Source organism: Acinetobacter sp. WU_MDCI_Abxb74 (assembly GCF_025513915.1).
In the GTDB taxonomy this organism is placed as follows: Bacteria; Pseudomonadota; Gammaproteobacteria; order Pseudomonadales; family Moraxellaceae; genus Acinetobacter; species Acinetobacter calcoaceticus_C.
The window spans coordinates 426190-439217 of sequence record NZ_JAHPRP010000001.1 but is presented as its reverse complement, the minus strand read 5'-3'; the positions used below and the strand labels follow the sequence as shown (position 1 = coordinate 439217).

Sequence of the window (13028 nt, the reverse complement as noted above, 5' to 3'; positions counted from 1 at the left end):
CGTAGAGGGTTTTAGCAGCACAGCTTTAATTCAAAATGATTCAATTTTTGTATTAAAGCATGTTTACCTTTCAATTCAATTGTAGAGTGCAAATTTATTGAACGAATTTAAGCATATTGAGTGCGCGTAGTGTTGGAGTTAGTACTATTCATGTTCAAAGGTTGCTTGCCTTGTTCAGAAAATAAATATTGAATTAATTGCGTCAACTCAACTTCCAACTGCCGTTTCTGAACTGTACTCAAATCTAAATTCTGAATTTGTTGCTGTAAATGTTTAATCGCATCAGCCTCATCAATTTTTAAAAATTGAATTACATAGGCATAACCCAAAGCAGCGCCCTTTAATAAGTTCTTATAGGGTAAATCATGACTAATATTCACCACAATTGATGCTATTACCCGTTCATTATGACCCAGTTTACGTAGCGGATCTCGCGCCACACGTTGACACGGATCTTTAAATGCATATTCACATGAATCTAGAAAACTCTGTGCAAGTCGATCTAGATCTTTTGCATAGTTAGGTAATACTATTGAAAGTCCTTGCTTTACTTCTGTAATTAAATTCTCTGCAAATGCTTTAACAGAGCTATCGCCCATAGCAACACCAATAGAATCATAACCCAGTAACGATGCATACCAAGCAAGCATCGCGTGTACGCCGTTCCACAGTCGGTTTTTGATTAATTGAATATCTGTAATTTGCTCAACCAACACAACTTGGCGCAATTTTTCGAGTAAAGGGCTACCTTTTTCTACATAAATTGGCATATCCGTTTCGCTATGGAACAAGATTAAGTCCATGCTTTGTAATATATGTCCCGGCTGAAAATTACGACGCATATTATCTACATATAAAGACGCCTGATTTTGCTGATCTTGGGTCAGTTTATTGCAATCTTCAATTTCGACCTGCTCCTCTTGTTCTACATCAGATAAGTGCTGTTCAAGAAAATGGTGCTTAATGCGAAGCTGACGATATAGATTTTGATTAGATAGTTTTGAAACCATGCGGTTTACAACGGTGTCACAAAAGTAATGTTCTTTTAAAATATGCTCTGTCACATCCTCATCATTAGTTAGTTCTAAAAGTGCTTCTCTAAGATGCTTCATCACCAAATATTTGGCGCCAACTTTATTTAAAATAATTAAAAAAGTTAACGGCTCTATACAAGTTTCTAATGCCGAGTTAAAACGAGCGTATAAACCCTTTGCAATCGTCTTTGACTCAGCTTCAATCGCTTGTTCAGGCAAGCAAAGTGCGATCAAACTTGAATGGGTATACATCTCTAACATTTGCTGTTCATTGTCTGAGTCAACAATTGTCATATTTTCAATGCGTTCATCATAAGAAAACTGCCCATAGCGAATGCTATAAGTTCCAAACGCATTTACCGCTTCGCGGAATAGGCTGTTTCGGGTAGAAGCAATAATACGTCTTGGTTTGGTGTATCCATCCCAGTGCGACAAGATTTGCGCTATATAACCGCCACCAATAGCACCAAAACCATGTATCCCAACGGTAAGTTGATTTAGGCTTTGCGGAAAAGGTTCTTGTACTGCTGGCATATCCACAATAGGAATAAATTGATCAAGATCTGTTAAAAAGTCATACATCTGATCGTAATAAAAATCGGCTTTTGCCAACATTTCATCATTTGGTTCTTTAATATCTTTTAATAAAATTGTTTGACCTTCTGATGTGTGCGCTGACGTTAAGCCATTTTCAGAATCTTCGAACATTAAACATTGGTTAGCATCTAAATGAAGTTGACTTGCTGCTTTTAGAAATATTTCAGGATGAGGCTTTCCATTTTGTACTTCATCCCCACAAGTAATCACATCAAAAAACTTATAAACATTTGCGTTAATTAAATATTCTTCTGCTATTGCTCTGCGACTTGAAGTAGCCACAGCCATTCTCAAACCCGATTTTCTTAAACGTTCTAAAACTTGAACCAAACCTTTTTTGATAGGTACGCCGTGTTTTCGTATGTGGTCAAGCTCCATCTCATCGGCTCTTTTTCGTATCTCTTTATATGGAACATTTACACCATATAAACGTTGAGCCAATTGTTCAGCGGTAGTTGCACTTAAACCTAAACATTGCATTAAATATTCGTGTGAAAATTCCTGTCCAATGAGTTCTTGAGATGCGTGTTGCAATGTTTGAAACCGCAACCTCTCAGTATCAAACATTGTCCCATCCATATCAAAAATTGCTCCATGAACAGGTTTTCCATGAAAAATAAGCACGTTTTTACCTCTTTTTTGATCATGTTTTATTCAGGGTATACAAAAAATTGGATAAAAAGGCAGGATGTTAATAAATGAAACATTAGTGGTTATTTTTTAATCAAAAATATAAGTAAACTGTTACTGAGCAGAGTTATAAGCCTAAAAAGGTTGAACAATATAAATAATTATGAAGCTGGCTTTAAATACAAGAGCAGCAAGCCATCCTTGCTTGCTGTTCTTGGTTTATTCTTTTTGTTGCGCTGATCGTATTTATTTTTCTTAGTTCCATTTACCGCTGCTTGGACCTGCATGTTTTTATAATATCTTGCAGGTGTACACATACCAAAAATCAACTCATCTTTCGCCGTTATTCTTGTCTGAGCCTCTGGTATAACTTTAAATCGCCTAAAAACTTAGTATTACAGTAGTAGGCGTTAAATTTAATTATTAAAATATTCTTTAACTTTTAATATAGATAATGATAATCATTTTCATTTGTTGATGCAAGTTTATTTTGCTATTTTTATATTTAATAAGGAATATCTATGATTTATAGATATTCCTTATATCAACTCACATTAATAATTAAATGTATAACTGAGGCCATAAGTACGTCCTTCAGCTGGGATACTTTCTACAAGCCCATATACTTTTTCTGCTTGTTGACTATAGACAGTACGATAGTCTCTATTCCAAACATTATATACACCAAAATCTATACGTCCTTTCCACCACGCTGGGAAATGTGCCAAAACATCCATCGTGCTATAGCCTTTAATTTTTACAGCTGAAAGTGAGTCATCTTTTACGGCTTCATTTGTACCCTTTATAGCAAGCATTTGCACACGAGCGCCATATCCCTCATCATTGTTCCACTCGGCAAAAACAGTACCTTTGATTGGTGATACCTGAAAAGCATTCAACTCTTTCCATTTACCATCCGTATCTTTATATTGACCTCGCGTATAACCAAGCGTTCCCCCCACTTTAAACTCTTCCATAAATGGATAGGTCGCCGTTAGTTCAGCACCATATACACGCTGGTCTTTGTCCATAACCTCAGCAACAGTTTCTTTATTACTGTTCTTGTAAAACTGAACTACTTTATCTGAAGTATTATAGAAACCTGTTATACCTAGATTTAGGCTTTGCTCCCCTTGTAAACGCCAGCCTAGTTCATAGCTGTTTACACTAATAGGTTGGATATTCGCTGTTGAGATATTAAATGCATCACGCATCATTCGTTGTACATCTGGAAAGCTAAAACCTTGAGAGAAATTAGCAAATATTTGCTGCTCGTCTGTTAATTCATATATCGCTCCCAAATTGAATAAAACCGCATCGTCATTTACAGCTCCGTTTGGCTGTATCCCATTTTTAGTCGAGTACTGTTCAGTTTCAGCTTTAATATATTGATAACGAGTACCAGCCTGGACATTCATACGGTCCGTTAAAGCGTAATCACCTTGTAAAAAAACGCCAGCGCTTTGAATTGTTGTATTTGGACCAGCATCGGAGATTTTACCTGTGGGTTTATATGTCAAACCTGTATTAAATGCTGTGAAGTGCTCATAATGTTGATGATCTTTTTCATGTTCATAATCTAAACCATAAGTTAGATTAAGATCACGATTTATAATATTTAAATCACTTTGTACTGTTGACCGCAGACCAGCAACTTCGATTTCAGATTGAGATTGTTTTGCTTCTGTACTTTCCCCTCCTAAAAAGACTGGAAAGAAACGAGCGTCTTCTTTACGGTAATATCCTTCTAGATTTAAGACCTGACCTAAAATATCTTTATTTTGGTATTGAGTGTTGAATGCGTAGCGCTCTGTAAAAGGCTGATTAGATATTTCTAAACCCTTCTTCCCAATATATGAATTAGGCGCTCCTCCATAAATATAATTTTTCCCATAATCAGGACCATAATTCGTGTCTTGTTCATCTTTATAATATTGCGCACCCAAACTTAGTGATTGGTTATCAGTTAAATCTATATTTATACGACTGTTAATATCAATTGTATCAGTGTCAGGACGGCTACCCTGCATAGGTGCTATAGCAATACGATCACCATGGCTATCGAACTGAGATCCGCGACTAGTGAAATTAGCCCCTAAGAAACCATTTATATTATCTTTATTAAATGAAATAGATTGGCCAACTTCATAAGCTAGACTATCACTCCGAAATGTATCAGAAGACGTAATACCAAGTTTAGTCTCAAAACTCACAGGTTTAGTCGAATCAGCACGTTTTGTAATAATATTAATGATCCCACCGGTAGAACCAGATCCATAAATACTCGTAGCTCCAGCAAGGACTTCTATACGTTCAATCATGCCTGGGCTAATACTATTTAACTGTCGAGCAACATCGCGTGATCCATTTTGAGATACGCCGTCAATCATGATCATGACATCACGACCACGCATTGTTTGCCCATAGTTGGTACTCGTTCCACTACTCACCCCAAGTGATGGAACTAACTGAGCCAGAATATCGGCAATTTTTCGTCCAGCTGTTGCTTGTTGTTCAATTTGCTGCTTCTCAATCGTTTGAACTGTACCTGCAATTTCAGCAATATTTTTGGGTGTTCGTGTCGCCGTCACTATAATTTTTTGCAATTGAGCTACAGGCTTTTGTATCGCTTGATTATTAAGGGTTGCCTTCTCAATATTTGTATTCGCATAAACCTGCTGCGCAAATATTGCTGCTACAGCAATACAACAAGGTTTTAATTTAAAATATCGTGGTTTAGCACACGTCAAATGATTTGAGTTAGCCCCGACCTTTTTATATTGATGCATTTTTTCCTTTCTCCAAGCCCAAAAGTTATTAGTTAAGTTTTATAAGGCTCGGAATAATACTAAATATAAGTAATAATGAGAATTGTTTTTATTAAAAAATTTAATTTAATACTACCTATCTTAAAATTAGTTAATTTAATGAGATAAGAAAGAGATTTATTTTACTAATCAAGCACATCAACAAATTGAGCATCTAAAAGCTGTGCTAAATCTTTAGGATTTAAACCAATATCCAGCCCTCTTTTTCCGCCACTGACATAAATTTTGCTAAAGTTTTGTGCTGATGCATCAATGACAGTTTTTAAACGTTTCTTTTGGCCTAAAGGGCTAATTCCTCCTACCAAATATCCAGTTAAACGTTCGGCATCTTTAGGATTAGCCATCTGTAATTTTTTACATCCAAACGCCGTAGCTACTTTTTTTAAATTTAATTGGTGATTAACCGGCAAGACAGCAACATAATAATTCTTATCGTCACTTACCATTAAAGTTTTAAATACTTCTTTTACATCCAAATCTAATTTTTCGGCCGCCTCTAACCCAAAATTTTTGGCATTTGAATCATGTTCATATTCATGAATAGAAAATTCAATTTTATTACTTTTTAACAATCTGCATGCAGGAGTCATAATAAATGGTGTTATAGATGAAATTGTTCTGATTATAGTTTTTTTAGAAAAATTTTGAAATTTGCTTAGGCTATTTACAACAGTTACATAAAAATTCAATCAGCAACTGAAGAAAAAATAATCTCACCTTGATATTCGCGGCTCGACTCCATATATTTTATTTAGATTTGAAGTCTGAGCTGACAATTTATGAGTTATAAACACAACAATCTGATGGCAATGCGTCATCGTTTTTGGGATGAATCTTCAGATTCTGTATTAAATGAAAAACAGTTTTTGCAGCAGACGTTAATTGAACAAGGTATTTTTAATAATGCAACTCTTGATGATGTTAAGTATTTCTTTTATACCCTGCCGAGCATCATTATTGTGAAAGCTCATGCACTTGGTTTTATGCATGATTCAGTCAAACAGATGTTATTGCAACATATTCAGAGTAATCGCCTTCATTTGATGCAGAAATCTGAATTAAAGATTCAATTTAAGATGTAATCCGTTTTGTTATCAAAGATCCGTTTTATTTTAGTTTTACTTATCTGAAGGATGTTAATTTCTTAAATTTCTATATTGCTTAGGCTATTTAAGAGCTAATGAAATAAAGATGGTAATTTCGACCTATCATTCAGTCCGAGAGAACTATTTTAATACGCTTAAAACATGTAATATTCGTTACAATTTTAGATCACAGCGTTTGGCTGCATGATGCGCATAGGATTCTATTTTCATGTCAAATCAGAAAGATAAGCTTAAGAGTTTAAAAACTTCTTCCATGGATCGACGCTTATCAATCGCGAAAGCTTCTTTACTTGCGGGAACACGTTGGGCAACTGCAAGTGCTTCTTCTATTTTTTCTAATGATGAAGAAAAAGAAAAGAAACGCAAAAAAGCGATGAGCGAACAAGCTAATTATCTGGTTTCTGAAATAGGTAAACTTAAGGGTTCTATTGTTAAAATTGGGCAAATGATGGCTCTTTATGGTGAACATTTTTTACCAGAAGAGATTACACAAGCATTAAATACCCTAAATAACCAAACCGTTGCTTTAGATTGGCCTGCAATTAAGCCACATCTACAAGAACAACTGGGCGCTAAATTAAATGATTTAACAATTGACCATGAGCCAATTGGTACCGCCTCTCTCGCACAAGTACACCGTGCAACACGTAAATCAGATGGCTTGGAATTAGTCCTAAAAATTCAATATCCGGGTGTTGCAAACGCAATTGATTCAGATATGAGCTTGTTTAAAAACATGCTTAAACTGACACGTATGGTGCCACAAACCCGTGAATTTGATCAGTGGTTTGATGAAGTGCGTGAGATGATGCATCGTGAAGTTGACTATGATGTTGAAGCTGCAACTACTCGTCGCTTCGGTGAACGTTTAAAAGATGACGAGCGTTATATTGTTCCGACAATTGTAGATGAATATTGTACGAACCAAGTACTTTGCATGACTTTCGAACGCGGTGTCCCAATCAATAGCCCTGTTATGTTGTCTTTGCCTCAAGAGCGTCGTAATCAGCTTGGTGAAGCTTCACTAGAAATTGCTGTTCGTGAAATTTTTGAATGGGGTGAAATGCAAACCGACCCTAACTTCGGTAACTACCTTGTCCGTTTAGGTAATGGCCAAGATGTTCAGGATAAAATTGTTTTATTAGACTTTGGTGCTATCCGTCAGTTTGATGAACATTTGTTATCGGTAGCACGTAATTTAATTCAGGCGGGTTATCAGCATGATAAACATGCGATGGTACAAGCAATGACTGGATATGAGTTTTTTGAGGCAATGCCTGAAAGTATTAAACCGGGCATGGCCGATGTCTTTTTAATCGCGACAGAAGCATTTAGTACCCCTGTAAATAATCCAGAAATGCCCGCCGGCCTTATGGATGAACATGAACGTTATGACTGGAAGAAAAGTCAATTACATAGTCGTGTTATGCAGCAAGCAAGTAAATCAATGGCATCACGTTATTTCTCAGTTCCTCCAAAAGAATTTATGTTTATTAGCCGTAAATTTATTGGAGCTTACACATTTATGACGGTTATTGATGCAAAAACAAATGTGCGACGTATGATTCGTAACTTTGCTTAATTTAATAAAGGACTAGAATGATTCTATGTCATTCTAGTCAATACATCTCTACTCACCCAATAACCAAATTATTTTAAACAAATAAAATCAAAAACTTAAAATAATTTCACTTCTTAACTACCATTTATCTACTCATTTTTGGAATGTCAGTAACGACATAGTTTTTTACTATCAGGCGTGTCAGCATAAAACAATAACAATGTGTTAGGACACCATAATCATGACAAGTATGATCAATAAAGCTCAGGGTTTGGGTTTATCGCTGATCACTAAATTGGCTGGAAGCGATGTACTTGATCAACTCAAGTTGCGTAAATTTATAGAAAAATCTCTTTATCAAGGTTCGAAAGCTGGTTTTAGAGCGTTAAGCCAGACTCAAAAAGCATTTAAACCGAAACAGATCTCCCAACAGCGGTTACCTCAACAACAAAAAACTCTGTTTGATTTAAGCCTAACTGAAGAACAACAAATGACCTCTGAAGCAATGTCTCAATTTGCTCAAGAAGTTTTATTAGGGTTAGCTCACGAAGCTGATCAAGCTGGTCAGTTTCCAGAAAGTCTCTGGCAATATTTAGAAGATTTAGGACTCAATTACTATGCCCTTCCGGAAGCACTCGGTGGTGTAGCAGCTGAACAAAATATTGTTAGTAATTTACTGATTGCCGAGAAACTAGCACAAGGTGATTTTAGCCTTACAGCAGGATTACTCAGTACATTTAGCGTCATTAATGCAATCACGCGTTGGGGTTCAACCGAAGTTCAATCGATGTACTTACCTTGTTTTGCAGAAGACTCAGACATTACAGCAACTTTTGCGGTACAAGAAGCCACTCCGGCTTTTAATCCTTATGAATTAAAAACCAAAGCCTCACTTGAAAATGATCAATTTTTTATTGATGGTGAAAAAACACTTGTTATTTTAGGTGATTTGGCCGATGTATTTATCGTAAGTGCAGACTTTAACGGCAAGCCAGATGTATTTGTTGTGCAATGCAACGAAACAATTTCAATTAAAAACACCTCCGCCATGGGGCTTAAAGCGACAGAAACGGCAACTTTACGCTTTAATAACACACCTGCTCTACGCTTAGGTGCAGCAGATTTTGATTACACCGCCTTTTTAGATTTAGGTAATTTAATGTGGTGTGCAATGGCTGTGGGTACCTGTGAAGCGGTTAAAGCGTATTGTATTAAATATGCCAATGAACGAACTGCTTTCGGTGAACCAATTTCACATCGGCAAAGTGTCGCTTTCATGATTGCAGATATGGCAATTGAAATTGACGCAATGCGTATGCTGGTTTTAAATGCGGCAAGCCTTGCAGAATCAGGCAAGTCGTTCCACCGTGAAGCTTATCTGGCCCAACTACTTTGTGCTGAAAAATCCATGAAAATTGGTACAGATGGTGTGCAAATTCTTGGTGGACATGGTTTCACAAAAGAACACCCAGTTGAACGTTGGTACCGTGATTTACGAGCTACTGCAATTTTACAATCTGGCTTACATGCTTAAATGATCAATCAGAGGATACTATAATGAATTTGCAAAATCCTAGAAAATTCAAAATGATGATTGATCAAGCACGTGATGTTGCAATCAACGTTTTACGCCCTATTTCTCGTAAATATGATAAAGCTGAGCATGCTTATCCTAAAGAACTCGATATGCTTGCCTCACTCATCGATGGAATGAACGAAGGTGGCGAAGGTATTAATGCCGGAGCTGCGGGTGCTGGTAACCGTGGCGATACAGATAACGAAGGCATCCGTAACGGAACCAATATGTCTACCGCTCTTGGGATTATTGAGATGTGTTATGGCGATACAGGCTTATTGCTGAGTATGCCACGTCAGGGTCTTGGGAACTCAGCCATTGCTGCTGTTGCAAATGATGAGCAATTAGAGCGTTTCAAAGGAACATGGGCAGCAATGGCAATTACCGAGCCAGGTTGCGGCTCTGATTCTGCTGCTATTCGTACAACTGCAACCAAAGATGGTAATGACTATATTTTAAATGGCGAAAAGATTTTTGTGACCTCGGGCGAACGTGCAGACTCTGTCGTAGTCTGGGCAACACTGGATCGCAAAGTTGGCCGAGCAGCCATTAAATCATTTGTAGTACCCAAAGGTACACCTGGAATGAAGGTTGAACGTCTCGAACACAAATTAGGAATTAAAGCCTCAGACACAGCAGTGATTAGTTTTATTGATTGCCGTGTACCTGCTGAAAACCTTTTAGGAAATGCTGAAGTTGATGTTGCAAAAGGTTTTGCCGGAGTGATGGAAACTTTTGACAACACTCGCCCTCTCGTCGCTGCAATGGCAATCGGTTGTGCTAAAGCTTCTCTAGAACGTATTAAAGAGATTTTTAAAGATCAACTCGATCCTGACTATTCTACACCTTATCTACACACCTCTAATCTTGCAGCACAAATCTACCGTATGGAAGCTGAGTGGGAAGCTGCTCGCCTGCTTATGTTAAAGGCAACGTGGATGGCAGATAACAAAAAGCCAAACTCTAAAGAAGCTTCTATTGCTAAAGCCAAAGCTGGCCGTGTGGGTAACGAGATTACTTTAAAATGTGTCGAACTGGCTGCAAGCGTTGGCTATAACGAAGACGAGTTACTTGAGAAATGGGCGCGTGATTCGAAAATTCTCGATATCTTTGAAGGTACTCAACAAATTCAGCAATTGATCATTGCTCGCCGAGAACTGGGTAAATCTTCTAGCGAACTAAAATAATAATTAAGGGAATTTCTTCCCTTAATTTATTAGCTCTTTATATCAAAACTTAAAAGCCCTCTAGTCTAATAACTAGAGGGCTTCGTATTTCAGGAATCAATGTTTTATTTATTCAGTAGTTGTACTTTCTAGCGCTTTATCAATTACCCCAAATTTCTTAAAGATTCTTGCACGACGCTTTGATGAAATATTCGCTTTGTTTAAATCACCTTTATAGTGATCAAAAACACGTTTATCCATCATTTTAAACCATAACGAAGGGATTAAGGCTGGTAGTAGCATACTTGCGTAACCGCTTGGTAGCTCTGGTGCCTCATCAAAATGACGTAATGCTTGGAATGGACGAGTCGGATAAGCATGATGGTCTGAATGACGCTGCAACTGGTACAAGAATAAGTTTGTTACTACGTTATTATTATTCCAGCTATGCTCAGGCATTGTGCGCTCATAATTACCATCAGCTTTTTTCTGACGTAATAAACCATAGTGCTCAATATAGTTAATAATTTCGAAAAGACTAATCCCATAAAAAGCTTGAGTGGTTAAATATGGAATTGTACCTTTACCAAAAATTCCAATCATAGAACCATGAAAAGCGGCAGTCATTCCCCAGCCTTGTAATAATTCATTATCTGAAGACCAGAATTCTTTACCTTTACGTTTTAACCGATTTTTTTCAATTTCTATTGCGGATTTAAAAGAACCAATAACAGTACGTGGCCAGAATTCATAGAATGTTTCACCCATACGTGATGAAGCTGGATCTTCTGGTGTAGCTGCACGTTTATGATGACCGTAAGGATGCTCAATACGGAAATGATTATAACCTGTAGGAACTAGAGCAAGATGGGACAAAATATGGTCTATACGATCATGCTTATGACTTAACTCATGGGCTGTATTAATTGCAATACCATTGATTGCTCCCATTGAGATACCAAGTAAAATCTTATCAATAAAAGATGTTGTTTTACGACTTGTTAAATAACATGCATACACATTTGCAGCATACTGTAGAGGAATAAAACTCTTCACAAGACGTGAGTAATATGGATCTTTTTCTAAAAGCTTAATTTCTTCATCTGTCGGATTTCGAGCATCCTTCCCAACAATTGTGTCAATTACAGGAATCACGACATGTAATACAAGTGGACCACCTAACGCGAAAACTTTCTTTAAAGGGCGTGGACCAAACTGATAACCTGCTAAAATACCTAAACCGATAGCAGGTAAAGCAGGACTAATCATCCATAAAAAGCGTTTGCGATCTATTTCACGCATAGACGCACGCACTGGCATAAGTTCTTGCTGAACATTTACTGGTGCATTCATAGCCATATTTCCTTTTTCTATATGTCTATATAGTTAAAGAAATAGTGTTTAGTTAACAGTAGTAAGCGTCCAAAAAACCTATGTTAAAGTCTTTGGCATTTTCTTCCACTTTTTTGTCCTAAAAACACATGTTGATCTATTCTTATAGCTCACTATAATTTTATTAAAATAATGATTGATCATTTAAATATGGATGCACTAAGTAAATTTTTTGATGATATTCACCTGAATAAGTCTGAATACATCTATTTAAAAGCGCAAGGAGAATGGGCTTTTAAAACACAAGATCAATCTGCTCTACTTGCTTATATTGTTTTAACTGGTTCAGTATATATACAACTTAATGCTTCAGAAAAAATAACTGCAACAGCTGGTGATATTATTTTAATTCCTTCGGGAAAAGCACATAATGCGACTGACTCAAAATCAACAGCGAGTAAGTTGGTAGATTTTCTGGATATCACTTCGCTTTTTAACGGTCACAGACAAGACGCAATCGAGTTTGGTACTTCATCTCCAGATAATACATTATTGCTATGTTTACGCTGCCAAATCGATACTCATATGGCTGGGCCGCTCATTAATGCATTGCCGTCCATCATGCATATTCAACATGAAAATCAAACTAATCCACCTGAATGGCTACAAATTGGACTCTATTTTCTAGCAATCGAAACTCAAAAAATCAGACCGGGTCATGACAAAATTATTGATCATTTAGTCAGTATTCTGCTCATTGAATGCATTCGTGATCATATTCAACAGATGACAGATCAACAAAACTGGTTAAGTGCCTTAACACATCCTGAACTGAGCAATGCACTATCTGCTATTCATAGCCAACCCGAAGTAGCATGGACAGTTGAGTCTTTAGCTGAACAATGCTGTATGTCACGTTCTAAATTTGCAAACATATTTAACAGTATTATTGGTGAGCCACCCCTCACATATTTGCAGCATTATCGTTTCCGTTTAGCAAGTCAGTATTTACGCACAAGCAACTTATCAATTCAACAAATATCAAATAAGGTCGGCTACTCATCTGAAACAGCATTTAGTCAGGCATTCAAACGAATTTTTGATTTATCTCCTAAACAATATAGACAGCAATATATTGGACATACCTTAGATTAACTACCAATAAAAAAAGCGCCTCAGCGCTTTTTTTATTGAATCA

Annotated in this window: 9 protein-coding genes; 5 read left to right on the top strand and 4 right to left on the bottom strand. The window is 36.8% G+C overall.

The window, feature by feature from the left end; genetic code table 11:
* Positions 1 to 107 precede the first annotated feature (107 nt).
* From mtlD to ybaK, 3 genes are all read right to left on the bottom strand, one after another.
* The gene (gene mtlD / locus KTH84_RS02080; protein ID WP_262471772.1) at positions 108 to 2255 is read right to left on the bottom strand and encodes a bifunctional mannitol-1-phosphate dehydrogenase/phosphatase; all 2148 of its coding nucleotides are present in this window, start codon (positions 2253 to 2255) and stop codon (positions 108 to 110) included.
* A gap of 560 nt (positions 2256 to 2815) precedes the next feature.
* Complete coding sequence (locus KTH84_RS02075; protein ID WP_133973781.1) at positions 2816 to 5050, bottom strand: TonB-dependent receptor; 2235 nt, start codon at positions 5048 to 5050, stop codon at positions 2816 to 2818.
* 164 nt (positions 5051 to 5214) lie between these two features.
* Complete coding sequence (ybaK, locus tag KTH84_RS02070) at positions 5215 to 5679, bottom strand: Cys-tRNA(Pro) deacylase (RefSeq protein WP_262472477.1); 465 nt, start codon at positions 5677 to 5679, stop codon at positions 5215 to 5217.
* 189 nt (positions 5680 to 5868) lie between these two features.
* Here ybaK and KTH84_RS02065 point away from each other — a divergent pair, with 189 nt between their 5' ends.
* The 4 genes from KTH84_RS02065 (at position 5869) to KTH84_RS02050 (ending at position 10519) form a co-directional block, all read left to right on the top strand.
* Positions 5869 to 6171 carry a hypothetical protein gene (locus tag KTH84_RS02065; protein ID WP_034677196.1) on the top strand — a complete coding sequence of 101 codons (303 nt, stop codon included), beginning with the start codon at positions 5869 to 5871 and terminating at the stop codon, positions 6169 to 6171.
* Positions 6172 to 6403: 232 nt separating this feature from the next.
* Positions 6404 to 7777 (top strand): ABC1 kinase family protein, encoded by a 1374-nt coding sequence (locus KTH84_RS02060; protein WP_262471771.1) that lies wholly within the window; start codon positions 6404 to 6406, stop codon positions 7775 to 7777.
* A gap of 229 nt (positions 7778 to 8006) precedes the next feature.
* Positions 8007 to 9290, top strand: a complete 1284-nt coding sequence (locus tag KTH84_RS02055; protein ID WP_171459090.1) for an acyl-CoA dehydrogenase family protein — start codon at positions 8007 to 8009, stop codon at positions 9288 to 9290.
* Positions 9291 to 9313: 23 nt separating this feature from the next.
* On the top strand, positions 9314 to 10519 hold the full coding sequence (locus KTH84_RS02050; protein ID WP_133973789.1) for an acyl-CoA dehydrogenase family protein: 1206 nt from the start codon (positions 9314 to 9316) through the stop codon (positions 10517 to 10519).
* A 108-nt stretch (positions 10520 to 10627) separates the two neighbouring features.
* Here KTH84_RS02050 and KTH84_RS02045 read toward each other — a convergent pair whose 3' ends face one another.
* Complete coding sequence (locus KTH84_RS02045) at positions 10628 to 11851, bottom strand: alkane 1-monooxygenase (RefSeq protein WP_262471770.1); 1224 nt, start codon at positions 11849 to 11851, stop codon at positions 10628 to 10630.
* Positions 11852 to 12022: 171 nt separating this feature from the next.
* Between KTH84_RS02045 and KTH84_RS02040 the strand changes: the two genes are divergently transcribed.
* Positions 12023 to 12985 (top strand): AraC family transcriptional regulator, encoded by a 963-nt coding sequence (locus KTH84_RS02040; protein ID WP_262471769.1) that lies wholly within the window; start codon positions 12023 to 12025, stop codon positions 12983 to 12985.
* Positions 12986 to 13028 lie beyond the last annotated feature (43 nt).